This window comes from Dermacoccus abyssi, assembly GCF_003515945.1.
GTDB lineage: Bacteria > Actinomycetota > Actinomycetes > Actinomycetales > Dermatophilaceae > Dermacoccus > Dermacoccus abyssi.
Genome location: NZ_QWLM01000006.1, coordinates 40,084 through 65,681 on the forward strand (window position 1 = coordinate 40,084; position 25,598 = coordinate 65,681).

Sequence of the window (25,598 nt, forward strand, 5' to 3'; positions counted from 1 at the left end):
TCAGTCATCTCCACCTCCGTGCACTCCTTCATTGTCCCAGGGCTCACCGTCGAACTCGTCCGAGACGACGATGCGCGCGTCGGGGGCCGCGCTCCAGCGCACGCTGAGCGGCTCGAGATGGGCCTCCTGCTCGAACGTCACGGCGGATTCCTTGAACAGTTCGAGCACCGCGAGGAAGCGCGCCACGACGACGAGCGTGTTGTCCGCGTCGGCGACGAGCTGCGCGAACGTCAGCTGCTTACTGCGTCGCAGTTTCGACGTGACGATCGTGGCCTGCTCGCGCACGCTCACCTGCACGGCGTGGAGGTGATCCACCGCCACAGTCGGCGGCACCTTCGGCGTCAGTGCCCGCGCCGCGACGACGGCGAGTTGCTCCGGCGTCGCCGTCATGACGAGTTCGGGCAGGAGCCCCGCGAAGCGCTCCTCGAGTCCGGCCTGACGCGCGACGAGGCGGCCGTGGGTCTGCATCCGCTCGTCGAGGAACGTCGCCATGTCCTTGAACGCCCGGTACTGCAGCAGCCGGGCGAAGAGCAGATCGCGGGCCTCGATGAGCTCGAAGTCGTCCTCGTCGGCGGTGAGGCTCGGCACGAGCCGCGCGGCCTTGATCTCGAGCAGGGTCGCTGCGACGAGGAGGAACTCGCTCGCCTCGGACAGATCCCACTCGTCGCTCGCGGCGCGCGCACGACGAATGTGCGCGATGAACTCGTCGGTGACCTGCGAGAGCGAGATCTCCGTGACGTCGAGACGGTGCTTTGAGATGAGGCCGAGCAGGAGGTCGAACGGGCCGTCGAAGACCTCACCGAGGTGGACGTGGAACGGCGTCGTCGCGGCCCGCCTCGTGAGAACTCCGCCGGGTGTCTCCTGCGTCTCCTGCGCCTCAGGCGCCGACGCGGTCGGCGCCTCGTCGCTCACCGGCGTCTCGGTCAGGGTGCGCCGCCGCGCGAGATGAGCTCACGCGCCAGCTGACGGTAGGACTCGGCCGCACCGTGGTTCGAGGCGTACTGCGTGATCGGCTCCGCGGCGAGCGTGGCGTCGGGGAACTTCACGGTGCGCGAGATGACGGTGTGGAAGACCTTGTCACCGAAGTGGTCGACGACCGAGCGCACGACGTCACGGCTGTGCAGCGTGCGCCCGTCGTACATCGTGGCCAGGATGCCGTCGATCTCGAGACGCGGGTTGAGGCGGTCCTGAACCTTCTCGATCGTCTCGACGAGCAGGGCCACTCCGCGCATCGCGAAGAACTCGGCCTCGAGCGGAATGACGACGCCGTGCGAGGCGGTGAGCGCATTGACGGTGAGCAGTCCGAGCGACGGCTGGCAGTCGATGAGGATGACGTCGTACTCGTCCTCGACGGCGCGCAGCACGCGAGCGAGAACCATCTCGCGGGCCACCTCGCCGACGAGCTGGACCTCGGCGGCCGACAGGTCGATATTGGCGGGCAGAACGTCGAGGCCCGCCATCCGGGTGTGCTGGATGACGTCGTGAATGTCGTGGTCCTTCTCGACGAGAAGGTTGTAGATCGTCACATCGAGATCGTGCGAGCGCACGCCGAGGCCGACCGACAGCGCACCCTGCGGGTCGAAGTCGACGAGCAGCACCTTACGGCCGTACTCGGACAGCGCCGCGCCGAGGTTGATGGTCGACGTCGTCTTGCCGACGCCGCCCTTCTGGTTGCACATCGAGATGATGCGCGCCGGGCCGTGCGAGTCGAGCATCGGAGGCGTCGGGAAGCCGGGCAGGGGTCGACCGGTCGGTCCCCACTGCCCCGTCGCGTCGATTCCGGGCAAACGGTCAAGTTGACCTTGAGGATTCGCCGCCTTGGGCGTGCCGTCGGACGTCACTCGCAAGCCTCCAGTGATAGTTGAACGTTTGGCATCTCGCCAATCCCCTCAAGACTAGCGCGCGGCCTCGCGCCATGCCCAAACGAGCGGCGGATCAGCGGGCTCGCGGGTGCGCCGCGGCGAAGGTCTCGCGCAGCTGTTGCACCGAGACCATGGTGTAGATCTGCGTTGTCGTGACCGACGCGTGCCCGAGCAGTTCCTGCACGACCCGGACGTCGGCGCCGCCCTCGAGCAGATGCGTGGCGAACGAGTGACGCAGGGTGTGCGGCGATATCTCCCCCGTGAGCCCGGCGGTCTCGGCGCTGCGACGAATGACATCGAACACGCTCTGGCGCGTGAGGCGCGAACCGCGCTGGTTGAGGAACACGGCCGGCGTTCCCTTGCCCTTCTGGGCGAAGCTCGGCCGCTCGCGGGTGAGGTACGCGGTGAGGGCATCAGCCGCGTACGAGCCGAGCGGGACGATGCGTTCCTTGCTGCCCTTTCCGAACAGGCGCACCGATTTCGTCGTGAGGTCCACGTCGTCGACGTCAAGGCCGACGAGTTCGCTGACGCGCGCGCCGACCCCGTAGAGAACTTCGAGCAGGGCACGATCGCGCAGACCGCCGGGGTTGCCCTCTCCCCCCGTTGCCTCGAGAAGCCGCTCGACGTCGTTGATGGGAATGGCCTTCGGCAACTTGCGCGCCGGCGTGGGTGGTGCGACGTCGGCCGCCGCGTCGTCGCTGCCCGTCTCCAGCGACGTGAAGGTGTGGAAGCCGCGCACGGCCACGAGGGTGCGGGCAGCCGAACTCGCAGCCAGCGGCTTGTGCTCCGCATCCCCCTCACGCAGGTGACGAAGGAAGGCCTCGACGTGCTTCTCCTCGATGCCCTCGGGCGAGCTCACACCGTCGGCGGCAAGGAAGGCGAGGTAACGGGCGACGTCCCGGCGATACGCGGCCAGTGTGTTCGCCGAGACGCCCCGCTCGACCTGGAGGTGGTGCAGCCACGCCGTCGCGGCGTCACGCAGCGCGGCGGGCGCCTCGTTCATGTCGCCTCGTTCGTTCCTCAGCCGGGCAGGTGCAGCGTCGGCTGCGCGTCCTCGGCCGGGAGCGTCCACGTGTGGCGATCGGCGTCGCTCTGGTCGCCGGAGCGCAGATCCTTCACCTGATCGGCGTTGGGAACGCCGTCGCTCTCGCCGCCGAGGAACCACACGAAGGGGATGCCGCGACGGTCGGCGAACTGGATCTGTTTGCCGAACTTGGCTGCCTTCGGCGAGACGAGCGTCGGGATGCCACGAGCGCGCAGTGCGGCCGCCACGCGCATGCTCTCGTCACGCGATGCCTCGTCCGTCACGGCGACGAGCACCGCGGTGGGCGTCGGGCGCGTGGCGGCGAGGCCCCGCTCACCGATGAGCTTCGCGAGCAGGCGTGAAACACCGATCGAGAGGCCCACACCCGGGTAGGTCTTCTTGCCGTCGCTGGCGAGCGCGTCGTAGCGGCCACCGGAGCAGATCGAGCCGTACGCCTCGTCACCGACGAGCTGCGTTTCGTAGACCGTGCCGGTGTAGTAGTCGAGACCGCGCGCGATCTTGAGTTCCGCGACGAGCAGACCGGGCGCGTGCTCGGCCGCGGTGTCGATGACGGCCTTGAGCTGCGCCAGCCCCTCGTCGAGAATCTCGTGCTCGACGCCGAGAGCGCGCACCTTCTCGACGAAGCTGGAGTCGCTCGTCGAGATCGCGGCGAGGGCGAGCACCTTGTCGGCGTTCTCGTCGCTGACGCCTTCGGCGACGAGCAGTTCCTTGACCTTCGCCGGTCCGATCTTGTCGAGCTTGTCGACGATGCGCAGCGTGCCGGTGATGTCGTCGATGCCGAGGCCGCGGTAGAAGCCCTCGGGGATCTTGCGGTTGTTCACCTGGATGCGGAAGTCACCGATGGGCAGGCGCTTGAACACGTCGGCGATGACGAGCGGGAGCTCAACCTCGTAGTGGAACGGCAACTCCCCCCCGTCGACGATGTCGATGTCGGCCTGAACGAACTCGCGGTAGCGCCCCGCCTGCGGGCGCTCGCCGCGCCAGACCGGCTGGATCTGGTAGCGGCGGAACGGGAACGTCAGCTTGCCGGAGTTCTCGAGCACGTACCGGGCGAAGGGCACCGTGAGGTCGAAGTGCAGGCCGAGTCCGGCCTCCTTCGCGTCGCTCTCGTCGGCAGCCAGGCGGGAGACGGCGTAGATCTCCTTGTCCGCGTCACCACCCTTGCCGACCAGACGCTCGACGGGCTCCACGGCCCGCGTGTTGATCGGCTCGAAGCCGTGGAGCTCGAAGACCTCGGCGATGACGTCGAGCACCATCTGCTCGGCGTAACGCTGTGCGGGAAGCCATTCGAGGAAGCCGGAGATCGGCGTGACCTTGCTCATGAGGTGAGTCCTTGGAGATACGGGTTGGTGGCGCGCTCACGCGCGATCGTGGTGGCCGGGCCGTGCCCGGGAAGAACGAGGGAGGAATCGGGCAGCGGAAGCACCTTGTCGCGCAGGCTGCGCTGCATGGCTTCGGCGCTGCCGCCGATGAGGTCGGTGCGGCCGATCGAGCCGGCGAACAGGACGTCACCGGTGACGACGGTGCTCGTCACCGACGCCGCCGTGGCGTCGTCGAGCCCCTGGGGAACGTCGTCGATCGTGAACATGACCGAACCCTCCGTGTGCCCCGGCGCATGGGTGACGCCGAACGTCAGGCCGGCGAGCTCCAGTGGGGCGCCCTCGTGGATCGAGACGACCTTCTCGGGCTCCTGCCACGTGGCGGCCTTGCCGAACGACTGCTCGAGCATGCCGCGAAGCTGCGGGCCGAGCTGGGCGTACGGATCGACGAGGCGGTAGCGGTCGTCCTCGTGGATGTGCGCCGCGATCGTGCCGCCGCACACCGGCGTCACGGAGAAGGTGTGGTCGAGATGGCCGTGCGTGAGCAGTACCGCGGTCGGCTTGAGGTCGAAATCGGCGAGCACGTGCTCGAGCTGGTCGGTGACGCCGATGCCCGGGTCGACGACCACACACTCGGAGCCGCGCTCACGCGCGACGACGTAGCAGTTCGTGCCCATGGCGGCAGCAGGGAAGGAAACGGTCAGCACCCGCCCAAGCCTACTGGCCGCGGCCTCTCGGCTTTCGCGCGTACCTCAGTGCCGTGAAGTGTGTTGCCCGTCCGGGCGTGACATTGGCCGCATCCCACCTAGACTGATCGGGTTGCTGCCGGGGTGACGCATGACCGATTCCCCGGCTACGTCGAGAAAAAGGCATGAACGTGTCCGAGGACTCCACCACTCCCACCCCGACGCCCGGTTCCATCAAGTCGAGCGCAATGCCGAAGCCCACCGCGGTTCCGGCCGCCGCCGAAGCGTCCGGGACGCCCGCTGCCGCTCCTACAGCGCCCATCGCCCCCGTTGCCGAGTCCACGTCCAACGCGGCCTCGTTCGGCCGTGTCGGCGAGGACGGCACGGTCTACGTCAAGACCCCGGACGGTGAGAAGGCTGTCGGTTCCTACCCCGGCAAGAGTGAGGACGAGGCGCTCGCCTACTTCGCGCGCAAGTACGACGAACTGCACGCCAGCGCAGCCCTGCTCCTGCAGCGCGTCACGCAGACTGACGTTTCGGCCCACGACGCCACCGAGTCGCTGAAGAACCTGCGCAAGCAGGTCGGCGAGGCGAACGTCGTCGGTGACCTGCCGGCGCTCGACGGCATCGTCGAGGACATCTCGACGGCGCTGCGCGTCAAGGCGCAGGTCGAGGGCGAGCAGCGCGCCGCCGCGAAGGCCGAGGCGCTCAAGCAGCGTGAGGCTCTCGTCACCGAGGCCGAGCAGATCGCCGCGCAGGACCCGGAGAAGGTGCAGTGGAAGAAGTCCACCACCCGCATGCGTGAGCTCCTCGACGAGTGGAAGACCCACCAGAAGGGCGGCGCGCGCCTCGACCGTGACGTCGAGTCGACGCTCTGGCAGCGCTTCTCCGCGGCCCGCAACGGCTTCGACAAGACGCGACGCGCGCACTTCAGCAAGCTCGACGAACAGCACGGTGCGGCGAAGAAGGAGAAGGAGCGCCTTGTCGCCGAAGCCGAGAAGCTCCAGAACTCCACCGACTGGGGTTCGACGGCGTCCGCGTTCAAGCGCCTCATGGGTGATTGGCGTGCCGCCGGCCGTGCGTCGCGCGCCGACGACGACGCGCTGTGGCAGCGTTTCAAGGCCGCGCAGGACGCGTTCTTCGCGGCCAAGGACGAGGTCGTCGCAGAGGAGAACAAGGAGTTCGAGGCGAACGCCAAGGTCAAGGAGGAGCTGCTGGCCCAGGGCCAGAAGATCCTGCCGGTCAAGGAACTCGGCGCCGCCAAGGCGCAGCTGCGCGCGCTCCAGGAGAAGTGGGACGCCGCGGGCAAGGTGCCGCGCAAGGACATGGACCGGCTCGAGAAGGGCATGCGCCGCATCGAGAACGCCGTGCGTGACGCCGAGCAGGCGCAGTGGAAGAAGTCCGACCCCGAGGTCAGCGCCCGCGCCAACTCGATGGTCGCGCAGTTGGAGTCGGCCATCGCCGACCTGCAGGCCGGCGTCGACGCCGCCGAGGCGTCGGGCAACTCCAACAAGGCCAACAAGCTGCGTCAGGAGCTGAACGCGAAGCAGTCCTGGCTCGACCAGGTGCGTTCCACCGCCAGCGAGCTCGACGGCTGAGAGGTTTGATCTGATGTTCGGATCCGGTCGGTTCACGACGGATTCGGCCGCCGAAGGGCTGGTCGCTTACCTGAGCACCAGCCCTTCGCCGTTCCACGCGGTCGAGTCCACGGTACGTCTGCTCGAGGAGGCGGGCTTCGTCCGTCTTGACGAGGTCGACGTGTGGCCCACGGCGCCAGGGCGCTACGTCACGACGCGGGGCGGTTCGCTCGTCGCGTGGTCGAGCGAGCAGGTTGGTGAAGGCGCCTTCACGAAGGCTTCGGCGGAGGCGGTGCCCGGCTTCCGCATCGTCGGTGCGCACACCGACTCCCCCAACCTGCGCATCAAGCCGCGCCCCGATCACGAGCGCGCCGGATGGCAGATGCTCGGTGTCGAGCCCTACGGCGGCCTGCTGCTCAACTCGTGGCTCGATCGCGACCTCGGCCTTTCGGGGCGCGTCTCCGTTCGCCAGGCCGACGGTTCGGTCGGCACGCGCATGTTCCAGTGCGACGAGCCGCTGCTGCGCGTCTCCCAGCTCGCCATCCACCTCGACCGTTCCACGAACGACGGGCTGACGCTCAACAAGCAGACCCACATGGAGCCGCACTGGGCGCTCTCGCAGGTGCCGACGTTCGCCGAGTGGCTCGCCGACCAGGTCGGCGTCGAGGCCCTCGACGTCCTCGCGTGGGACGCGATGACGCACGACACGCAGGCTCCGGCCCGCACGGGGCTGCATCACGAGTTCGTCGCCGGCGCCCGTATGGACAACTTGGCCACGAGCTTCGCAGCGACGACGGCGCTCCTCGACGCGGTGGAGAACCCGGCGGACGAGCCCGTCATCCCCCTCATCGTGCTGTTCGACCACGAGGAAATCGGCTCGATGTCGGAGCGGGGCGCGTTCTCGGCGTACCTGCCCACCGTTCTCGAGCGCATCGTCTTGGCCCTCGGCGGGTCACGCGACGCCCTGCACCGTTCCCTCGCGCGCACCGTCATCGCCTCGGGCGACATGGCGCACGCCACGCACCCCAATTACGCAGACCGTCACGAGCCGGCGCACCACATCGCGATGAACGGCGGCCCGGTGCTCAAGGTGAACACGAACCTGCGCTACGCGACGGACGCCGTCGGGGCGGCGCACTTCGCGGCCGCGTGCCGTCAGGCGGGCGTACCCATGCAGGAGTTCGTCGTGCGCTCGGATCTGCCCTGCGGCTCGACGGTCGGCCCGATGACGGCGGCCCTCTCCGGTGCGACGACGGTCGACTTCGGCGCCCCCACGCTCTCGATGCACTCCATCCGTGAACTCGTCGGTGCGGCCGACCAGGCGATGTACGCGGCCGCGCTCGCGGCCTTCCTCGCCCCACGAGGTGCGTGAGACGCGGGCTGCTGCTCGACTGACGAGGAAAGTGCAGGTTGTGCGTGGTATTTCACGCACAACCTGCACTTTGGTGCATCAGTCATCGAGCGGGCTTAATTCGGTTGCGTCGAATTGGCGCACCGGCGTCAACTGGGACGATGTTTGAGCACTTCGCACTTCGTCCGCTCCAGGTCGGCGACGCAGCCGACATGTCCGAGGTGCTGTCGGATCCTGAGCTCTATCGGTTCACGGGCGGTCATCCCCCAACGACGGGCGAACTGGAACGCCGCTACGCGGTTCAAACCCGAGGTGGCTCCCCCGCCGGCCTCGAGATCTGGATCAACGAACTCGTCGTCGTCCGGACTGACAGCGGCGAGCGGCCAGTGGGCTTCGTTCAGGCCACCATCCCTGTCGACACCGGGCCCACAGAGATCGCCTGGGTGATCGGAGTCCCCCGTCAGGGAAACGGTTACGGCCACCGCGCAGCCTCGCTCCTCATGGAGCAGCTTCGAGAACGAGGCATCACCGACGTGCTCGCTCACATCCATCCCGACCACACGGCGTCACAGCAGATCGCGCAGCGGCTTGCGATGGAGCCGACCGACATCACGATCGACGGCGAGCCCCTGTGGAAGGGCACGACTCCCGAACCAACGCGAGGTTGACTGAAGCCCTCTGCGCGCCCAGGTCGAACGGGTCAGGTCTCCTGTGTCGCTACCCCGGTCTCGTCGGCACTGTCGCCCGGCTCCCCCGGCTGGTCCTTGGCCTTCGCTCCCGTGCCCGTCAGTCGGTAGACGTCGAAGACGCCGCTGACGCGCCGGACGGCACGCATGACGTGGTCGAGGTGGCTCGCATCGCCCATCTCGAACGTGAACTTGCTGACGGCCACGCGATTGCTCGCCGTCGTGAGGGCCGCCGACAGGATGTTGACGTGCTGGTCGCTCAGGGCGCGTGTGATGTCCGAGAGCAGGCCGTTGCGGTCGAGCGCCTCCACCTGCAGCTGGACGAGGAAGACGCTCGCCTGTCCCGGCGCCCAGGCCACCTTGATGAGGCGCTCCGGCTGACGCTTGAGGTCGTCGATGTTCGTGCAGTCGCTGCGGTGCACCGACACGCCGCGTCCCGTCGTCACGAAGCCGACGATGTCGTCGCCCGGCACCGGCATGCAGCAGCGCGCGAGCTTCACCCACACGTCGTCCGTGCCGACGACGGTGACGCCCGGGTCGGCCTTCATCCGCGGACGGCCGGTGCGCGGCGTCGCCGCCTCCGCCATGTCCTCGGTGGTCGCCTCTTCCCCACCGAGCGCCGAGACGAGCGAGCGCACGACCGCCTCGGTGGAGATGTGCCCGTCACCGATCGCGGCGTAGAGCGCGTCGATGTCGGCGTGGTTGAGGCGGGTGGCGACGTCCGTCAGGCTGTCGTGCGACATGAGCCGCTGCAGCGGCAGACCCTGCTTGCGCAGCGTCTTCGCGAGGGCGTCCTTGCCCTTCTCGATGGCCTCCTCGCGACGCTCCTTGCTGAACCACTGCTTGATCTTGCTCTTGGCTCGCGGCGACTTGACGAAGCCGAGCCAGTCGCGGCTCGGACCCGCGCCATCGGCCTTGGACGTGAGCACCTCGACGACGTCACCCGTGGCGAGGGTCGTCTCCAGCGTGGCGAGGCGTCCGTTGACCCGGGCACCGATGCAGTGGTGCCCCACCTCGGTGTGCACGGCGTACGCGAAGTCGACGGGCGTCGAACCCGCCGGCAGCGCGATGATGCCGCCCTTGGGTGTGAAGACGTACAGCTCGCGGCTGCCGACCTCGAAGCGCAGCGACTCGAGGAACTCCCCTGGATCTTCCGTGTCGCGCTGCCACTCGAGCAGCTGCCGCAGCCAGGCCATGTCGTTCGTGCCGGCAGCAGGCGACGCAGCCGGGCCGGCGTTCTCGACGCCGCGCTTCGCGTCGTCCTTGTACTTCCAGTGCGCGGCGACACCGTACTCCGCGCGACGGTGCATGTCGTACGTACGGATCTGGATCTCCACCGGCTTGCCGCCGGGGCCCACGACCGTCGTGTGCAACGACTGGTACATGTTGAACTTCGGCATCGCGATGTAGTCCTTGAACCGCCCCTGAATGGGCGTCCATCGCGTGTGCAGGGTGCCGAGCACTGCGTAACAGTCGCGTACCGACTCGACGAGCACGCGCACCGCGACGAGGTCGTAGATGTCCTCGAAGTCGCGCCCCCGCACGATCATTTTCTGGTACACGGAGTAGTAGTGCTTCGGGCGTCCGGTGACCTCACCCTTGATGCGCGCCGCGCGCAGATCGCTCGCGACCTGCTCCTTCACGGTGCGCAGGTAGGACTCGCGAGCCGGCGAACGATCGGCCACGAGACGCACGATCTCGTCGTAGATCTGCGGGTACAGCGTCGAGAACGACAGATCCTCGAGCTCCCACTTGATCGTGTTCATCCCGAGGCGGTGAGCCAGCGGAGCGTAGATCTCGAGCGTCTCGGTGGCCTTGCGCTGGGCCGAGGCTTGCGAGACGTAGCGCCACGTGCGCGCGTTGTGGAGACGGTCGGCGAGCTTGATGACGAGCACCCGGATGTCCTGCGCCATCGCGACGACCATCTTGCGCACCGTTTCGGCCTGCGCAGCGTCGCCGTAGGTGACCTTGTCGAGCTTCGTCACGCCGTCGACGAGGCGGGCGATCTCGGGCCCGAAATCCTTCGTCAGCTGGTCGAGGGAGTAGTCCGTGTCCTCGACGGTGTCGTGCAGCAGCGCGGCGGCCAGCGTCGGCGGCGTCATGCCGAGTTCGGCAAGGATCGTCGCGACGGCGAGCGGGTGCGTGATGTACGGGTCGCCGCTCTTGCGCACCTGGTGACGGTGGCAACGCTCCGCGACCTCGTAGGCCCGGACGATCAGCGCGGTGTCGGCCTTGGGGTGGGTCTCGCGAACGGTGCGAAGCAGCGGTTCGAGAACGCGGTTGTTGCTCGGGCGCGGACCGCCGAAGCGCACCAGCCTCTGGCGCACTCGCGACGACGAACTCGAACCGGACTGCTCAACCATGGGCCGATAGTAGTGGCAAACGCCACTCAGTCGACGACGAGGCCCGTGTGAACGGGCCAACGCTCCAGGCGTGCTCGGCCGTCGAGGAAGGCCAGTTCGACCAGGACGTCGAACCCGACGACGCTTCCGCCGACCTTTTCGACGAGCTCGCACGACGCCACAGCCGTGCCACCGGTGGCGAGGACGTCGTCGATGACGAGCACTCGCGCGCCCGGCTTCACGGCGTCGGTGTGCATCTCGATGGTCGCCGAGCCGTACTCGAGGTCGTACGACTGCGCGACGACCTCACCGGGCAGCTTGCCCTTCTTGCGAATCGGGACGAATCCGACGCCCATGCGCTGGGCGAGCGGTGCCCCGATGACGAACCCACGCGCCTCGACGCCCGCGACGACGTCGACGCCGCCCTCGTGACGCTCCGCGAGGAGATCGAGCACCGAACCGAAAGCCGCGGCGTTCGCGAACAGCGGCGTGATGTCCTTGAACACCACGCCCGGCGTCGGGAAGTCAGCGACGTCCCGAGTGTGCCGAGCGACGAGGCCCGCCACCCGCTGCTGGTAGTCCGTCATCACTCGTCTCGCTGCGCAGCCGGGTGTGCACCACGACGACGCATCGTCGCCGAAGCGCCGCTCGCTGCACCGGAGGCAGCCCGGCTCGTCAGCACACCCGAGGACTCGGCGCCGTGGCCGGCTTCCTCGTCACTGTCACCCGCGGCCCGCTTCTGGTAGGCCTTGGCGCGACGCGCCAGCTCCTGCACGCCCTTCTCACGACGACGCAGGTCGGTGAGCGCCGGCGTCGCGATGAAGATCGAGGAGAACGTACCGACGGCCACACCGATGAACAGGGCGACCGCGATGTCGAGCAGCGTGCTCGGGCCGATGAAGAAGACACCGACGACGAGGATCGCCGCGATCGGCAGGAGGGCCACGACCGAGGTGTTGATCGAACGCACGAGCATCTGGTTGACGGCGTAGTTCGCGGCTTGGTCGAAGCTGCGGCGTCCCGTCGCGAAGGCCTCGGACGCGTTCTCGCGCACCTTGTCGAAGACGACGACGGTGTCGTAGATCGAGTAACCGAGGATCGTGAGGAAGCCGATCATCGTCGCCGGCGTCACCTCGAGACCCGTAAGGGCGTAAATACCGACGGTGAAGAACAGGTCGTGGATGAGGGCGATGAGCGCAGCAGCCGCCATCTTCCACGTGCGGAAGTACAGCGCGAGCACGACCGACACGAAGGCGAGGAAGACGAACAGGGCGACGATGGCCTTGTTCGTCACGCTTTCACCCCAGGAAGGGCCGATGAACGAGGTCTCGGCACTCGTGGCCGGAACGTCGAACTCCTTGGCCAGGGCGTTCTTGACGGCCTCCGTGGTGGCCGGGGTGCCGTCGCCGAGCTTCTCGGCCTGCACGCGGACCGTGCCCTCACCGAGCTTCGAAACACGCAGGTTCGATTCGGTCTTCGTCACCGACGTGACGGCGTCGGCAGCACGCGTGTCGTAGCTGGCCGTGTTCGAGATACCGGGAACGCGGATCTCGGAGCCACCGGTGAACTCGAGGCCGAAGTTGAGGCCACGACCGAACAGACCGGCTGCGGCGAGGACGAGCAGCACGGCGGTCAGGGCGTACCAGCGCTTGCGCTTGCCGATGAAGTCGAACTGACGACGACCCGTGTAGAGGTCGTTTCCGAACGTTGCGAAGCTGGCCATCAGGCGGTGCCCTCCTGAGCTGTGCGGCGACGGTCGGCCAGCGTCACGCGGCCGCGACCCGCGTACGTGGCGGTGCGCGCACCGAGACGCTCCGGGTCGAGACCCGAGGCCGGGTGGCCGTTACCGAAGAACTTCGTACGGGCGAGAAGTGCCACTACGGGGTGGGTGAACAGCATGACGACCAGGAGGTCGATGAGCGTCGTAAGGCCGAGCGTGAACGCGAAGGCCTTGACCGTGCTCTCCGACAGGACGTACAGCACGACGGCCGCGAGGAAGTTCACCGCGTCCGAGATGATGATCGTGCGCTTGGCCCGGGCCCAACCGGTGTCGACCGCGGCTCGTAGTGGCCGTCCCGAGCGCACTTCGTCTCTCACGCGTTCGAAGTACACGATGAACGAGTCGGCGGTGATACCGATCGCGACGATGAGGCCCGTGACACCCGCCATGGACAGACGGAAGTTGTTGACCGAACCCAGCAGCGTCACGGCGAGGTAGGTCATGGCCGCTGCGACGAGCAGGGACGCGACCGTCACGAGGCCGAGCGCACGGTACTGGAGGAGCGAGTACAGGACGACGAGGCCGAGACCGATGGCGCCGGCGATGATGCCCTTCGTCAGCTGGTCGGAGCCGAGCTCCGGGCTCAGCTGATCGGACGTGAGTTCCTTGAACGACATCGGCAGCGCACCGAACTTGAGGGAGTCAGCGAGCAGCTTGCCGCTCTCGGCTGTGAACCCACCCGTGATCTGGGCCTGGCCCGACGTGAGCGGCTCACGGACGTTCGGGGCCGAGATCGACTGACCGTCGACCGTGATGGCGAAGCGGTTGCGCGGCTCCTGAAGGAGCGCCAATCGGCGCGTCACGTTGGCGAAGGCCGTCTTGCCCTCACCGTTGAGCTTGAGGTCGACGGCGATCTCGCCCGTCTGGTTGCCCTGCTGGTTCGTGGCCATACCGCTGCTCGCGTCCGTGAGATCGGCGCCCTTGACCTCGACCGGTCCGAGCAGCAGCTTCTCGTTGCCCTCCTTCGAACAGACGACAACCGGCTTGTTCGCCGGGATGCTCGCCGCGACCTCCTGGTAGGAGGGCGTGCAGGCATAGACCTGGAGCAGCTGGTTGTACGTCATGTTCGACGAGGCGATGCCGGCCTTGACCCACGCGGCGTCGACCTTCTGCTCGCCCCACGCGGTGTCGCTGGCGTTCTCCGGGCCGGCCTGCTTGTAGGCCGAGGGCAGGACGTCCTTCGACGAGCTGGAACTCGACGGTGCAGGCGACGACGATCCACCCGAGGAGCTCGCCGACGGGGAGGTCGATGCCGAAGCCGAGGGCGTCGCCTGGTTCGCGCCGGAGGTCTTGATGACCTCGGGCAGGCGGTAGGGCGACTGTCCCTGCTTCGAGCCCTGGGCCGTCGCGACGACGGCGCGGAAGTCGAGCTGCGAAGAGCGCGACAGGGAGTCGAGCACCTGACGGCTCGGGTTGCCCGGAATCGACACGACGATGTTGCGCGCACCGAGCGTCGTCACCTCGGCCTCGGCGGTGCCGGACGCGTCGACGCGGTTACGGATGATGTCGACGGCCTGCTTGACCTGCGACTCGTTGACGGACGAACCGCCGGTGACGACAGGTTCGAGGACGACCTCACGGCCACCCTCCAGGTCGAGACCGAGCTTCGGCAGCCAGCTGTCCGTTGCCGCGATTCCGCCGATGAGAGCCAGGAACACGATGAGGAGGCCGGCGAGGCTCTTCTTCGGGCTGGACGGCGGAGTCTTCTTCGCCTTCGCGCGGTTCGGGCGGTTCGAGTCGATGTTGTGCGGCGCGCCGGTCGGCGTGCTCATCGTGCGTCGCCCTCGGCGCCTGCAGCGTCGTCGCCTCGGTTCTCGTCCTGAACCCGACCGGAGACCGGGTCGACATTGGCCGGCAGCAGCGCGCGGCGGTCGAAGCGGATCACCGTGCCGGGCGCCACCTCGACCTCACCCGTGGCGTCGTCGAGGCGACGCAGCGTGCCGTACATTCCACTCGTCGTACAGACCTCGTCGCCCACGCTCAGCGCAGCCTGCGCCCTCTGGGTCGCCTGGGCTCGCTTGCGTTGGCTGAAGAACATCAGCGCAATGAGGAGGAAGGGCAGGAGCAGCAGGAGCATCGAGAAGCCGGAGCCTCCCGACTGCGATGCGGCAACCATGTTCGGCATGAAAATCCTCACGTAGTTCTCGGGTCTGCCGGGGTCCGCATCCACGTCAGGTGCCGGACCACTGGCCGCACCACCCTACCCGGTGAAGCGCCCGTCCCCACCCTCGGCCGGGTCGAACAGCGCGCCGCCCAGGGACGATTCCGGTGGGGTGAGCCCGAGGTGACTCCACGCGAGCGGCGCCGCAGCGCGCCCCCGCGGCGTGCGGATCATGTAGCCCTCGCGCACGAGGTACGGCTCGGCCACGGTCTCGACGGTGTCGGGCTCCTCACCGACGGCGACGGCGAGTGTCGACAGGCCCACAGGCCCACCACCGAACCGGCGGCACAGGGCCTCGAGCACGGCACGGTCGAGCCTGTCGAGACCGCTCGCGTCGACATCGAAGAGGTCGAGCGCGGCTCGGGCCGACCCCAGGTCGACGACCTGACGGCCGTGCACCTGCGCGTAGTCACGGACGCGGCGCAGGAGTCGGTTCGCGATGCGCGGGGTACCGCGCGAGCGACCGGCGATCTCCTCGATGCCCTCGCGTGTCGCGGGCACGCCGAGCAGGTCGGCGTTGCGCGCGAGGATGGCAGCAAGATCGCTCGCCTTGTAGTAGTCGAGGTGGCCGGTGAAGCCGAAGCGGTCACGCAGCGGCGCGGGCAGCAGCCCCGCACGCGTGGTGGCGCCGACGACGGTGAACGGCGGCAGTTCGAGCGGGATGGCCGTCGCGCCCGGCCCCTTGCCGACGATGACGTCGACTCGGAAGTCCTCCATCGCGAGGTAGAGCATCTCCTCCGCCGGGCGGGCCATGCGGTGGATCTCGTCGAGGAAGAGCACCTCGCCCTCGGTGAGAGAGCTGAGGATGGCCGCCAGGTCACCCGCGTGCTGGATGGCTGGTCCGCTCGTGATGCGAATAGGGGCCTCGAGCTCGCTCGCCACGATCATGGCGAGCGTCGTCTTGCCGAGCCCGGGAGGGCCTGAGAGGAGGACGTGGTCCGGCGGAGCACCGCGTCGGCGCGCCGCCTCGAGCACGAGACCGAGCTGATCACGCACCCGCTCCTGACCGGGGAAGTCGGCCAGCTTCTTCGGCCTCAGGGCCGCTTCGAGCTGCTGCTCGTCCTCGGAACCGTTCGGGTCGACGAGGCGCGGCGAGATGTCGGCGCTGTGGTCCTCGAAGTGTGCCGGACTCATCGGCCGAGCTCCCGTAGGGCCAGGCGCAACAGGACGGGCGTCGTGGCGCTGTCGGCCTCGGGCAGCTTGGCGACCTTGGCCACGGCGTCATCAGCCTGCTTGGCGCTCCAGCCGAGCCCCACGAGCGCCTCTGCCACCTGCGAGTCACCCGGTGTCGTCGCGGCAGGTACCTCGGGCGTGGCCTTTGTTTCGCCCGTACCGACGGGCACGACCTTGTCGCGCAGTTCGAGGACGATGCGCTCCGCGCCCTTCTTTCCGATGCCGGGCACCTTCGTCAGAGCCGTGACGTTGCCCGTGGCGATCGCCGACGACAGCTGCGCCGGGTCGTGAACGGCCAGCATCGCGAGCGCGAGGCGCGGCCCCACCCCGCTGACGGTCTGCACCTGCTCGAACAGGGCGCGTTCGTCGTCACCGCCGAAGCCGAAGAGGGTGAGCGAGTCCTCACGCACCACCAGCGACGTCGCCAGGCGCATCGGCGCCCCCCGGGCGCGCCGAGGCGGCCGTCGCAGGCGTGGTGTGGACGAGCAGCCCGACTCCCCCGACCTCGAGGACGACGGTGTCGAGCGTCGCTGCTGCGACGGCGCCGGTGAGGCTGGAGATCATGGACGGGCTCCTCGGGTGGTGGCGTCGCGGGAGGCGGACGAGCGCAGCGGCTCACGATACTGCTTGGCCGCCGAACGGGATCGACGCGCCGCAGCAGCTTCTGCGGCACGGTACTGAGCTGCCGCCGGGGCGAGTGGACGCTCGCCGTCGGTGTTGGCCCGACGGGCGGCACCCGCACCACGCCAGTGGTGACAGATGGCAAGAGCCAGAGCGTCGGCGGCGTCAGCAGGCTTGGGGGCGCTCTCGAGACCGAGGATGCGCGTCACCATGGCCGTCACCTGAGCCTTGTCGGCCCGCCCATTGCCCGTGACAGCTGCCTTCACCTCGGACGGCGTGTGCAGACCGAGCGGCAACCCGCGCGACGCAGCAGCGAGCATCGGAACGGCGGAGGCCTGGGCGGTGCCCATGATGGTCGAGACGTCGTTTCGGGCGAACATGCGCTCGACGGCGACGGCGTCCGGCCTGGTGCGTTCGAAGACGGCCTCGAGTTCCACCTGCAACTCGTGAAGACGCTCGTGCAGTGGGGTGTCCGCACCGGTGCGGATCACGCCGACCGTGACGATCTGCAGGCGTCCGCCGGGAGCGCCCTGAACCACTCCGACGCCGCAGCGCGTCAGACCGGGGTCAACGGCGAGCACACGCATGCGCAACGCTCCTTCCGCTGACGGGACCGCTCCGGCACCTGACCAACAAGCTGACAAGACGATGAGTCGATGCGAACACCTGTTCGCACCCGATCACTCTACCGTCGCACACGCCGAAGGCGACCCGACCCGCCGAGGGTCGAGCCGCCTTCCGCTCGTGACGTGCTTGCCGATCAGTCCTCGGCGTCGAGTTCGGCGAGAACCTCGTCCGAGACCTGACCGTTGGCGAAGACGTTCTGCACGTCGTCGCTGTCCTCGAGTGCCTCGATGACACGGAACATCTTCTTCGCGCCGTCCTTGTCGAGGGGAACTTCCATCGACGGCATCCACGAGGCCTCGGCGGAGTCGTAGTCGATACCGGCCGACTGGAGCGCCTCACGCACACCCACGAAGTCGCCCGCTTCGGAGACGATCTCGAAGGACTCACCGAGGTCGTTGACCTCCTCGGCACCGGCCTCGAGGACGATCTCGAGGACGCCGTCCTCCGTCGCGTCGTCCTTGTCTCCCTGGTCCTTGGGCACGATGACGACGCCCTTGCGGTTGAACAGGTAGGCGACCGAACCGGAGTCGGCCATCGAGCCGCCGTTCTTCTGCAGAGCGGTGCGAACCTCGGCGACGGCGCGGTTCTTGTTGTCCGTCAGGCACTCGATGAGCACGGCGACGCCGCCAGGGGCGTAACCCTCGTACATGAGGGCCTGGTACTCGGCTCCACCGGCCTCTGCGCCCGAACCGCGCTTGACGGCGCGGTCGATGTTGTCGTTGGGGACCGACGACTTCTTCGCCTTCTGGATGGCGTCGTACAGCGTCGGGTTACCGGCCGGGTCCCCGCCACCGGAACGGGCCGCAACCTCGATGTTCTTGATGAGCTTGGCGAACAGCTTGCCGCGCTTGGCGTCGATCGCAGCCTTCTTGTGCTTCGTCGTCGCCCATTTGGAGTGGCCGCTCATGTCTCCCTCTCGCTGGTCCGTCGTGCCGTTCCTCTGGGGTTCTGTCGCGGTGCTCCTTCACCGAAGGCCCGCGGGGCGGCTCACGACGACACGCGCGTCCACCCGTCAGATCTGTCGGCAGTCTAACGGGGTGCGCTCCTCGCCTCACATCTGCTCAGGTGAACCACAGTTGCCGCGACACGCCACTGCAGGTTCATACTTTCGACGTGACATCTTCGAACGGGTCCGCGTCGGTCACTGCGGAAACTGACGAGCGGGCCGGCGGGCACCGGAAGAAGGGTGCCGGCGCGCTCGTGCTCGGCGCGCTCGGTGTCGTCTTCGGCGACATCGGCACGAGCCCCCTGTACTCCGTGCAGAGCGTGTTCAACGCCGGCCACAACGCCGTCATCGCCAACGAGGCAGACATCTACGGAACGATCTCCTGGATGTTCTGGTCGCTCACCATCATCGTGACGATCAAGTACGTGCTCTTCGTGCTCCGCGCCGACAACGACGGCGAGGGCGGCATCATGGCGCTCGCGGCGCTCGTGCGCCAGGGAGTGCCCAAGGGCGGCAAGCGCTGGAGCGTCGTCATGCTTCTCGGCGTCATCGGAGCGTCGCTGTTCTTCGGCGACAGCGTGATCACCCCCGCGATCTCCGTCATGTCGGCCGTCGAAGGCCTCGAAGTCGTGCGGCCCGGACTCAACCAATACGTCGTACCGATCGGCGCCGTCATCATCACGATCCTGTTCCTCGTGCAGCGCAAGGGCACCGAGGTCGTCGGCAAGTTCTTCGGCCCCGTCATGATCCTGTGGTTCGTCACCATCGCCGCCCTCGGCATCGGCCAGATCGTGCGCGACCCGCACATCCTCAAGGCGTTCCTGCCGAACTACGCCACGCTGTTCGTCGTCGAGCACCCCTTCATCGCGTTCATCGCCGCCGGCTCGATCGTCCTGTGCGTCACCGGCGCCGAAGCCCTCTACGCCGACATGGGTCACTTCGGGCGCGCCCCCATCACCCGAGCCTGGTTCCTCCTCGTGTTCCCCTCGCTCGTCCTCAACTACATGGGCCAGGGCTCGCTCATCCTCACCAACCCGGACAAGATCGCGAACCCGTTCTTCCTCCTCGCCCCCGAATGGGCGAAGCTACCGCTCGTCATCCTCGCGACCATGGCCACCGTCATCGCCTCCCAGGCCGTCATCTCCGGTGCGTTCTCCGTGGCACGACAGGCCGAACGAACCGGTTACCTGCCCCGAATGACCGTGCGTCACACCGGCCAGGAGGAAGAGGGCCAGATCTACATTCCCGGGGTCAACTGGGTGCTCTTCATCGGCGTCATGCTTCTGCTCTTCGCCTTCCGCAGTTCGGAGAAACTCGCCGTCGCCTACGGCCTCGCCGTCACCGGCACATTCCTCATGACGACGACGCTGTTCCTCGTCTACGCCCACAGCACGCTCAAGTGGCGCACCTGGCGCATCGTCACCCTCGGCGTCGCGCTCTACCTCTTCGAAGGCATCTTCTTCCTCGCCAACGTCGCCAAACTGCTGCACGGCGGTTGGCTGCCCGTCGTCATCGCACTCGGCATCGGCATGTCCATGCTCACCTGGCAGAAGGGGCGCGCCATCGTCGCCACCCGCCGCCAGAGCATCGAAGGTCCCCTCGCCACCTTCGTCGAAACAGCCCGCAGCGGCGACCTGCGCGAAGTGCCCGGCACCGCCGTGTTCCTCCACCCCGACAAGGACACGACGCCCCTCGCCCTGCGCGAGAACGCCAACTTCAACCACGTCATCCACGAGAACGTCTTCATCGTCAGCACCCTCAGCGCCAACGTGCCCCACGTCGCCCCCGAAGACACCGTCATCCTCGACCAACTCGGCAACGACTACGACCGCATCACCCTTCTCACCCTCAAGTACGGCTTCCAGGACGACCAAGACGTCCCCGCCGCACTGCGCATCGCCAAGGAACAAGGCGTCGACATCGACCCCGACACCGCCTACTACTTCGTCTCCGAAACCAGCCTCATCGACACCGGCCGCCCCGGCATGAACAAACTGCGCAAACTGCTCTTCATCGCCATGACCCACAACGCCGCCGTCCCCGCCGACTACTTCCGCCTCCCCAAGGAGCGAACGGTGATGATGGGAGCGCAGATCCTTTTGTAGGGCGCTCGCGCCCTACAAAAGGATCTGCCTGTCTTTTCCCTTGCGCTGTCGCACCGGGGGCGTCCGCTTCCAGCCGGGTTCGGTTCTTGAAGAGCGTTGTGGCTTGGGTGCTTGCCTGGCTTTTCAGGCGGCGATTTCTGGGTTGGGTTTTCGAGGAACGGGGGTGTTCAGCGCCAGGCTGATGTTGTCGTCAGACCCTCGACGTGGTCGTCGAATTCCACCGGGCGCGGCAAGTGGGTGCGGCCCGCCAAGTGCAACGCCCGCACCACCGGCTTCGCGCGCACCCGACGGACATCCGTCACCGCCTCGTTGTGGAACCGGTGCGCCAACTCCACCCGCTCACACGCGTCGCCCAATCGACGCCGCACCTGCGTGCCCGCCGCCCACCCCGGAGCCCAGTCCTCGACCACCGCGCCGAGGGCCGCCGTCAGCTCGCCCTCGATGAGCGCCCGTTCCTCGGGCACACCCACCTCCTGCACCTCTGCGGTGATCTGAGCGCCTTCCGACGCCTCCAGCGACGCACTCGCCGCCGACGCCAGGAGAAACGCACTCGCGGCGTCCAGGTCGGCGCCGTTCGCCAGTTCCAGGGCAACCTCCGCGCGCCGCACCAACTGGGCGTCGAGCGCCGCGAGCGACCCCTCGACCCGTGCGTGCAACCGGTCGAGCCGGGCAGCCGTGTAGCTCAGGTACCACGCGATGGCGAGCGCTCCCGCGAGCAGGAGCGCGACAACGGTCCATTCCTGCACGGCTACGACCTCCTCGCGATGCGCAACGTCCGCTCACTCACCTCGTGCGAGCTCGCCACCGTCTCGTACGCCGTGAGGATGTGGCGTGCGACGGTGCTCCAGTCGTAGATGCGGGCGCGCTCCGCGCCCCGACGCGCCAGGTCTGCGCGGCGCTGGGGGTCGTCGAGCATCGCCGTCACACGGCGGGCGAGGTCGCCCTCGTCGCCCGTGCGGAACAGGACACCGCAGCGCCCACCGTCCAACACGCGCGCGAACGCCTCGAGGTCACTCGCCACAACCGGCACCCCGGCGCTCAATGCCTCGACGAGGATGATGCCGAAACTCTCACCGCCGGTGTTCGGCGCGATGTAGAGGTCGACCGAGCGGAACAGCGACGCCTTCTCCGCATCGGAGATCATGCCGAGGAACTCGATGCGCTCACGCATCTGCTCGGGAACGGCCTTGATCACCTCGTCGCGCTCCCCCGGCCCGGCGACGAGCAGCCGCACACCCGGGTAGCTGCGGGCGATCTGCGGCAGAGCGCGCACGAGGACGTCGAGACCCTTGCGCGGTTCGTTCATCCGCCCGAGGAACGCGATCGTCGGGCGCTCGTCCGTGCCGCGCCAGGCAGGGTTCTGGGGTGCCTGCGCAAATTGGTCGACGTACACACCGTTCGGGACGACGACCGCGTCACCACCGAGGTGACGCGCCACCGTCTCACGCGCTGCCTGCGACACCGCGATGCGGCCCGTGATCTTCTCCAGGCCAGGACGAAGCAGCGGGTGCGCGGCGTGCAGCGCGCGAGAACGCACGTTGGAGGTGTGGAACGTCGCCACGACGGGTCCGTCATACGCCCACAGGGCGAGCATCGACACGCTGGGGCTGACCGGCTCGTGCACGTGCAGGACGTCGAACTGACCGCGCTCCAACCAGCGGTTGACGCGGGCAGCCGTCAGTGGGCCGAAGGCGAGGCGCGCCACGGAGCCGTTGTAGCGAATCGGCACGGCACGCCCGGCGCTGACGAAGTAGTCGGGCATGTGCGTCTCGTCGTCCGCGGGCGCGAGGACGCTCACGTCGTGGCCAGCGCCGATGAGGTACTCGGCGAGGTCGCGCACGTGCAGCTGCACGCCGCCGGGCACGTCGAACGAGTACGGGCTGACGAGACCGACGCGCATCGTGTCAGTTCCCTCGCGGCGCGCGGTTGCCGAGGTCGTCGACGAAGACGCGCTGCATCATGTGCCAGTCCTCGGTGCGCTCGACGATCGCCGTCGACAACGCATCGACGCACTGCTGCGTGGCCGCGAGGACGTCGGCGCGCATGTCCGGCGACGAACCGGCATCGACAGGGTCGTGGAAGCGGATCTCGATGCCTCGCATCGCGCGACCCCTCGGAGGGTCGTAGGTGATCGTGACGGGGTACAGGCGAGCACCCGTGCGTCGGGCCAGAATCGCGGGCCCGGCGGCGACCCGCGCGTCGTGTCCGGCGAGCTTCACGGTGACGCCACGCTGCGTGAGGTCACGGTCCGACAGCAGCGGCGCAAAGGCGCCCGGCACCCGCAGCGCCGCCTCGACCTGACCCATGACGTCGATGCCCTGCGTCAACGGGATAATCGTCATGCCGAGGCCCTCACGGAACTCGAGGAACGCGCGGAAGAGCTCGTCGGGTTCGAGACGTTCGGCAACGGTCGTGACGTGCGCGAGCTCGGTGGCGGACCATGCGCCGGCGAGATCCCAGTTACCGAGGTGGCCGAGGTAGAGGACGATCGACTCCCCCGCCGCAAGGTCCGCCCGCACCTGGTCGATGGCACCGGTGGTGCGCACGAGCGAGCGCAGATCGTCATGCGAGAGCGACTGGAGGCGGAACGCGTCGCACCAGTAACGGAAGTAGGAGCGCAGGCCCTCACGGGTGAGGTCGTCCAGGGCTGCGTCATCGAGTTCCGGGCGGACCCGGGCGTAGTTCGAGCGCATCCGCTCGACGTCCTTGCCGCCGCGACGGTGAAGGACGTCCGCGATCTTCTCGAAGAGCGCGTACGCAGCCGGCTCGGGCAGGGCGCGCACGGCACGCCATCCGGCCTTGAAGGCGAGAACGGTGGCGGCGTCCTGCGCTCGCTTACGGGAGAGAGCGGGCCGAGCCATCACTTCGCGAGAGCCTTGCCGAGCGCCTGACCACGCACCATGAGCATGCGCTGCAGCACGGTAATGAAGGAGGCGACTGCGAGCAGGGCGAGGACGATCGTCAGGACGATGTACGGCAGGTCGAACAGGCCCGTGAGGCCGGTGGTGACGAGAACCGCGACGAGACGGTCCGCGCGTTCGGCGATGCCGACGTTCGCCTCCATGCCGAGGCCTTCGGCGCGAGCCTTCGCGTACGAGACGACGGAACCAAGCACGAGGCAGGCGAGCGCGAGGCAGGCCATGAGGAAGTTGTCGCCCTGGCCGGCGAAGTAGAGCACGAGGCCACCGAAGATGGCGGCGTCACCGACGCGGTCGAGCGTGGAGTCGAGGTAGGCGCCCCACACCGACGAGCGACCCGACAGGCGGGCCATGTTGCCGTCGAGCATGTCGGAGAAGACGAAGGCCGTGATGAACAGCGTGCCGACGAGGAACTCGCCGCGCGGGTAGAACCACAGCGCGCCGAACGAGACACCGAGCGTGCCGACGATCGTGACGACGTCAGGGCTGATGCCGAGGCGCAGGAGCAGCTGCGCCAGGGGGCGGAAGATCGCGGAGAAGAAGGCGCGCGCGTACTTGTTCAGCATGGTGACTCAACTGTAGCGGTTCGATACGTCGAGCCGAGGTGCGCGCCGCGCCGGACGAGTCACATCTCACCCCGCGTTCACGAGCCGCACGCCCCGCGAGGTCGAGGCCGTCAGTCGGTTGGCCAGGACGCCGCGATGCGCTGACGGCTGTCCTCGAGAAGCACCGGGAGAGCCTTCGTCTGGCCGACGATCGGCATGAAGTTCATGTCGCCACCCCAGCGGGGCACGATGTGCTGATGCAGGTGCGCAGCCACGCCGGCGCCCGCGACATCGCCCTGGTTCATGCCGAGGTTGAATCCGGCCGGGTTCGACGCCGCCTTGAGCGCGCGAATGCCCTGCTTCGTCAGCTTCGTGAACTCCTCGGTCTCCGCGTCCGTGAGGTCGATGTAGTGCGGCACGTGACGGTAGGGGCACACGAGCAGGTGGCCCGGGTTGTACGGGAAGAGGTTCATCACGACGAAGCAGTGCTCACCGCGGTGCACGATGAGGCCCTCGGCGTCGTCCTTGCCCGCCGCCGCGCAGAACGGACAGCCGTCGCCGGCGTCCCTCGAGGGGCGGTCGGCCTCGATGTAGGCCATGCGGTGAGGCGTCCACAGTCGGCCGAACCCGTCGGGCTCCCCCGCGAAGTCGTGCTCGGACTCGGCGTGCTCGGGAGTGAAGTCCTCGTTCTGCGTGACCATGCGCCCCATCCTAGGGAAACCCGCGCGCCGGGTCAGACCGGAGCGATCTCGGCGAGTTTCTCCACGAGCCGCTCGTCGCTCGCAGCGCCCGCGTGGGCCAGGCCGCCCACGCGCTCTGCCACTTTCTGTGCGACGGCTGCGGCATCGCCTTCACCCACGACGGCGACGGCGCTCGCGAGTCCGCCGAGGCCGCTTGCGGCGTCCTCGAGGTCGAGCCAGTCGTCGTCGGTGAGTTCCGCTGTCACACCCGCCCACACGACGCCCGCGGCCATGACGCCACGTTCGGCCAGCGATCCGACGCTCTCGCGCGGCAGCGAGCCGTCCTCACCGAGGTAGAGCACGACGGCGTTCGCCGCCGGCTTCGACGGGCAGGCGATGCAGCGCTCGAGCTGGTCGAGGGCCCAGATGATGTCGCTCATCGCTGCTCCTTCGTGGCCGCGAACGGTGCGTCGCGGTGCATGTGTCGCTCCTCCGGGGCACCGAATCCGAGACGCTCGTACAACGGGCGCGCCTTCGGACGCGTGTTGAGCAGCATCCGCTCGACGCCGCGCGCGTCCGCCCAGGCGTCGACGGTGCGGAGCATGCGTTCGCCGAGTCCCGCGCCACGCTCGTCGGGCACGACGAAGACGAACGCGACGTACAACCACGGCTTGGCGCCGCGCGCGAGCGTCGGCATCCGGTGGACGAGGGCGCACTGCACGATGCCGACGACGGTGCCGTCGGAACGGGTGGCGATCCACGTGGGTACCTCGTCGAAGGCCGAGAGGAAGTCGTCCGCGTACTCGGTCACGAAACCGGCCCGATTCGGGTGCCCCTCCTCGAGGTCCGAGCGCAACCGAAGCGCTGCACAGGCGAAGGCGTCGTCACGCCTGGCCCGGGCGATGGTGATCGTCATGGCGCCAGTCAACCACGGCTTGACCCTTCGGCAAACGCCCCGCGCCGCACGGCAAACCACGATGTGAGACACGAGTCCCGCCCCTCGATACCGCCCGGGATATCCTCGGACCAGGTCACGAGCGCCAGCGTCAAACCCCGGTTTGCTGGCCGGCAACCCTCCCACCGCGGCGGGGTGCTCCGGGTGACGACCTGGCCCGGCGTCGGATACGCCCGGGCAAGCGCGGAAGCAGAGCTTCCGGCGCACCCCGCGTGCGAG

Annotated in this window: 26 protein-coding genes and 1 riboswitch; of the genes, 4 read left to right on the forward strand and 22 right to left on the reverse strand. The window is 68.2% G+C overall.

Annotation, left to right across the window (positions count from 1 at the left end; translation table 11 throughout):
* The 5 genes from D1832_RS06770 to D1832_RS06790 all read right to left on the reverse strand — a co-directional run bounded on the left by D1832_RS06770 (position 1) and on the right by D1832_RS06790 (position 4,933).
* Positions 1-912, reverse strand: a complete 912-nt coding sequence (locus D1832_RS06770) for a segregation and condensation protein A (RefSeq protein ID WP_182434701.1) — start codon at positions 910-912, stop codon at positions 1-3.
* A gap of 11 nt (positions 913-923) precedes the next feature.
* Entirely contained in the window at positions 924-1,841 is a 918-nt protein-coding gene (locus D1832_RS06775; protein WP_118913193.1) for a ParA family protein, read from the reverse strand.
* 94 nt (positions 1,842-1,935) lie between these two features.
* The gene (xerD, locus tag D1832_RS06780) at positions 1,936-2,865 is read right to left on the reverse strand and encodes a site-specific tyrosine recombinase XerD (protein ID WP_118913194.1); all 930 of its coding nucleotides are present in this window, start codon (positions 2,863-2,865) and stop codon (positions 1,936-1,938) included.
* Between the two features lie 17 nt (positions 2,866-2,882).
* On the reverse strand, positions 2,883-4,229 hold the full coding sequence (hisS, locus tag D1832_RS06785; protein ID WP_118913195.1) for a histidine--tRNA ligase: 1,347 nt from the start codon (positions 4,227-4,229) through the stop codon (positions 2,883-2,885).
* Positions 4,226-4,933, reverse strand: coding sequence for an MBL fold metallo-hydrolase (locus tag D1832_RS06790; protein ID WP_118913196.1), 708 nt, complete (start codon positions 4,931-4,933; stop codon positions 4,226-4,228). The genes hisS and D1832_RS06790 overlap by 4 nt, the downstream gene beginning before the upstream one ends.
* Positions 4,934-5,097: 164 nt before the next feature.
* Between D1832_RS06790 and D1832_RS06795 the strand changes: the two genes are divergently transcribed.
* The 3 genes from D1832_RS06795 (at position 5,098) to D1832_RS06805 (ending at position 8,508) form a co-directional block, all read left to right on the forward strand.
* Positions 5,098-6,510 (forward strand): DUF349 domain-containing protein, encoded by a 1,413-nt coding sequence (locus D1832_RS06795; RefSeq protein WP_241510904.1) that lies wholly within the window; start codon positions 5,098-5,100, stop codon positions 6,508-6,510.
* A 13-nt stretch (positions 6,511-6,523) separates the two neighbouring features.
* Positions 6,524-7,861, forward strand: a complete 1,338-nt coding sequence (locus D1832_RS06800; protein ID WP_118913197.1) for a M18 family aminopeptidase — start codon at positions 6,524-6,526, stop codon at positions 7,859-7,861.
* A 140-nt stretch (positions 7,862-8,001) separates the two neighbouring features.
* A complete protein-coding gene (locus tag D1832_RS06805) occupies positions 8,002-8,508 on the forward strand; it encodes a GNAT family N-acetyltransferase (protein ID WP_118913198.1) in 507 nt (168 codons plus the stop codon).
* A 32-nt stretch (positions 8,509-8,540) separates the two neighbouring features.
* On the opposite strand, the gene D1832_RS06810 is transcribed toward D1832_RS06805, so the two are convergent.
* The 10 genes from D1832_RS06810 to D1832_RS06850 form a co-directional block, all read right to left on the reverse strand.
* Positions 8,541-10,889, reverse strand: coding sequence for a RelA/SpoT family protein (locus D1832_RS06810; RefSeq protein WP_118913199.1), 2,349 nt, complete (start codon positions 10,887-10,889; stop codon positions 8,541-8,543).
* 26 nt (positions 10,890-10,915) lie between these two features.
* Entirely contained in the window at positions 10,916-11,455 is a 540-nt protein-coding gene (locus tag D1832_RS06815) for an adenine phosphoribosyltransferase (protein WP_118913200.1), read from the reverse strand.
* The gene (secF, locus tag D1832_RS06820) at positions 11,455-12,591 is read right to left on the reverse strand and encodes a protein translocase subunit SecF (protein WP_118913201.1); all 1,137 of its coding nucleotides are present in this window, start codon (positions 12,589-12,591) and stop codon (positions 11,455-11,457) included. Before secF ends, D1832_RS06815 begins: the two co-directional genes overlap by 1 nt.
* Positions 12,591-14,420: a protein translocase subunit SecD gene (gene secD, locus D1832_RS06825; protein WP_118913202.1), complete on the reverse strand. Its 1,830-nt coding sequence runs from the start codon at positions 14,418-14,420 to the stop codon at positions 12,591-12,593. Before secD ends, secF begins: the two co-directional genes overlap by 1 nt.
* Entirely contained in the window at positions 14,417-14,773 is a 357-nt protein-coding gene (gene yajC, locus D1832_RS06830; protein WP_047311570.1) for a preprotein translocase subunit YajC, read from the reverse strand. The genes secD and yajC overlap by 4 nt, the downstream gene beginning before the upstream one ends.
* Before the next feature lie 75 nt (positions 14,774-14,848).
* The gene (ruvB, locus tag D1832_RS06835) at positions 14,849-15,943 is read right to left on the reverse strand and encodes a Holliday junction branch migration DNA helicase RuvB (protein WP_047311569.1); all 1,095 of its coding nucleotides are present in this window, start codon (positions 15,941-15,943) and stop codon (positions 14,849-14,851) included.
* Complete coding sequence (gene ruvA / locus D1832_RS06840) at positions 15,940-16,392, reverse strand: Holliday junction branch migration protein RuvA (protein WP_338067298.1); 453 nt, start codon at positions 16,390-16,392, stop codon at positions 15,940-15,942. The genes ruvB and ruvA overlap by 4 nt, the downstream gene beginning before the upstream one ends.
* Positions 16,385-16,546 carry an OB-fold domain-containing protein gene (locus D1832_RS16115; protein WP_338067299.1) on the reverse strand — a complete coding sequence of 54 codons (162 nt, stop codon included), beginning with the start codon at positions 16,544-16,546 and terminating at the stop codon, positions 16,385-16,387. Before D1832_RS16115 ends, ruvA begins: the two co-directional genes overlap by 8 nt.
* Positions 16,543-17,190 (reverse strand): crossover junction endodeoxyribonuclease RuvC, encoded by a 648-nt coding sequence (gene ruvC, locus D1832_RS06845; RefSeq protein WP_118913203.1) that lies wholly within the window; start codon positions 17,188-17,190, stop codon positions 16,543-16,545. Before ruvC ends, D1832_RS16115 begins: the two co-directional genes overlap by 4 nt.
* A 173-nt stretch (positions 17,191-17,363) precedes the next feature.
* Complete coding sequence (locus D1832_RS06850; RefSeq protein WP_047311566.1) at positions 17,364-18,137, reverse strand: YebC/PmpR family DNA-binding transcriptional regulator; 774 nt, start codon at positions 18,135-18,137, stop codon at positions 17,364-17,366.
* A gap of 206 nt (positions 18,138-18,343) precedes the next feature.
* On the opposite strand from D1832_RS06850, the gene D1832_RS06855 reads away from it, so the two are divergent.
* A complete protein-coding gene (locus D1832_RS06855) occupies positions 18,344-20,281 on the forward strand; it encodes a potassium transporter Kup (protein WP_118913204.1) in 1,938 nt (645 codons plus the stop codon).
* A 167-nt stretch (positions 20,282-20,448) separates the two neighbouring features.
* Here D1832_RS06855 and D1832_RS06860 read toward each other — a convergent pair whose 3' ends face one another.
* The 7 genes from D1832_RS06860 to D1832_RS06890 form a co-directional block, all read right to left on the reverse strand.
* Entirely contained in the window at positions 20,449-21,027 is a 579-nt protein-coding gene (locus D1832_RS06860; protein ID WP_118913205.1) for a hypothetical protein, read from the reverse strand.
* Positions 21,028-21,029: 2 nt separating this feature from the next.
* Positions 21,030-22,181 (reverse strand): glycosyltransferase family 4 protein, encoded by a 1,152-nt coding sequence (locus D1832_RS06865; RefSeq protein WP_118913206.1) that lies wholly within the window; start codon positions 22,179-22,181, stop codon positions 21,030-21,032.
* Between the two features lie 4 nt (positions 22,182-22,185).
* Positions 22,186-23,142, reverse strand: coding sequence for a phosphatidylinositol mannoside acyltransferase (locus D1832_RS06870; RefSeq protein ID WP_118913207.1), 957 nt, complete (start codon positions 23,140-23,142; stop codon positions 22,186-22,188).
* On the reverse strand, positions 23,142-23,765 hold the full coding sequence (pgsA, locus tag D1832_RS06875) for a phosphatidylinositol phosphate synthase (protein ID WP_047311561.1): 624 nt from the start codon (positions 23,763-23,765) through the stop codon (positions 23,142-23,144). The genes D1832_RS06870 and pgsA overlap by 1 nt, the downstream gene beginning before the upstream one ends.
* 110 nt (positions 23,766-23,875) lie before the next feature.
* Positions 23,876-24,445, reverse strand: coding sequence for an HIT family protein (locus tag D1832_RS06880; protein ID WP_118913208.1), 570 nt, complete (start codon positions 24,443-24,445; stop codon positions 23,876-23,878).
* A 32-nt stretch (positions 24,446-24,477) separates the two neighbouring features.
* Complete coding sequence (locus D1832_RS06885) at positions 24,478-24,864, reverse strand: hypothetical protein (protein WP_118913209.1); 387 nt, start codon at positions 24,862-24,864, stop codon at positions 24,478-24,480.
* Positions 24,861-25,340: a GNAT family N-acetyltransferase gene (locus tag D1832_RS06890; RefSeq protein WP_052946976.1), complete on the reverse strand. Its 480-nt coding sequence runs from the start codon at positions 25,338-25,340 to the stop codon at positions 24,861-24,863. The genes D1832_RS06885 and D1832_RS06890 overlap by 4 nt, the downstream gene beginning before the upstream one ends.
* 113 nt (positions 25,341-25,453) lie before the next feature.
* Positions 25,454-25,569, forward strand: a riboswitch (SAM riboswitch).
* Positions 25,570-25,598: the final 29 nt, after the last annotated feature.

Bases quoted from the DNA above. Each gene is read 5' to 3' on its own strand.
- D1832_RS06850 (WP_047311566.1), bottom strand. From the start codon at position 18,137: ATGAGCGGCCACTCCAAATGGGCGACGACGAAGCACAAGAAGGCTGCG.
- xerD (WP_118913194.1), bottom strand. From the start codon at position 2,865: ATGAACGAGGCGCCCGCCGCGCTGCGTGACGCCGCGACGGCGTGGCTG.
- pgsA (WP_047311561.1), bottom strand. From the start codon at position 23,765: ATGCTGAACAAGTACGCGCGCGCCTTCTTCTCCGCGATCTTCCGCCCC.
- secF (WP_118913201.1), bottom strand. From the start codon at position 12,591: ATGGCCAGCTTCGCAACGTTCGGAAACGACCTCTACACGGGTCGTCGT.
- ruvC (WP_118913203.1), bottom strand. From the start codon at position 17,190: ATGCGTGTGCTCGCCGTTGACCCCGGTCTGACGCGCTGCGGCGTCGGA.
- D1832_RS06890 (WP_052946976.1), bottom strand. From the start codon at position 25,340: ATGACGATCACCATCGCCCGGGCCAGGCGTGACGACGCCTTCGCCTGT.
- ruvB (WP_047311569.1), bottom strand. From the start codon at position 15,943: ATGAGTCCGGCACACTTCGAGGACCACAGCGCCGACATCTCGCCGCGC.
- D1832_RS06815 (WP_118913200.1), bottom strand. From the start codon at position 11,455: ATGACGGACTACCAGCAGCGGGTGGCGGGCCTCGTCGCTCGGCACACT.
- yajC (WP_047311570.1), bottom strand. From the start codon at position 14,773: ATGCCGAACATGGTTGCCGCATCGCAGTCGGGAGGCTCCGGCTTCTCG.
- D1832_RS06800 (WP_118913197.1), top strand. From the start codon at position 6,524: ATGTTCGGATCCGGTCGGTTCACGACGGATTCGGCCGCCGAAGGGCTG.
- D1832_RS06805 (WP_118913198.1), top strand. From the start codon at position 8,002: ATGTTTGAGCACTTCGCACTTCGTCCGCTCCAGGTCGGCGACGCAGCC.
- D1832_RS06885 (WP_118913209.1), bottom strand. From the start codon at position 24,864: ATGAGCGACATCATCTGGGCCCTCGACCAGCTCGAGCGCTGCATCGCC.
- hisS (WP_118913195.1), bottom strand. From the start codon at position 4,229: ATGAGCAAGGTCACGCCGATCTCCGGCTTCCTCGAATGGCTTCCCGCA.
- D1832_RS06880 (WP_118913208.1), bottom strand. From the start codon at position 24,445: ATGGTCACGCAGAACGAGGACTTCACTCCCGAGCACGCCGAGTCCGAG.
- D1832_RS06865 (WP_118913206.1), bottom strand. From the start codon at position 22,181: ATGCGCGTCGGTCTCGTCAGCCCGTACTCGTTCGACGTGCCCGGCGGC.
- D1832_RS06810 (WP_118913199.1), bottom strand. From the start codon at position 10,889: ATGGTTGAGCAGTCCGGTTCGAGTTCGTCGTCGCGAGTGCGCCAGAGG.
- D1832_RS16115 (WP_338067299.1), bottom strand. From the start codon at position 16,546: ATGATCTCCAGCCTCACCGGCGCCGTCGCAGCAGCGACGCTCGACACC.
- D1832_RS06795 (WP_241510904.1), top strand. From the start codon at position 5,098: ATGAACGTGTCCGAGGACTCCACCACTCCCACCCCGACGCCCGGTTCC.
- D1832_RS06870 (WP_118913207.1), bottom strand. From the start codon at position 23,142: ATGGCTCGGCCCGCTCTCTCCCGTAAGCGAGCGCAGGACGCCGCCACC.
- secD (WP_118913202.1), bottom strand. From the start codon at position 14,420: ATGAGCACGCCGACCGGCGCGCCGCACAACATCGACTCGAACCGCCCG.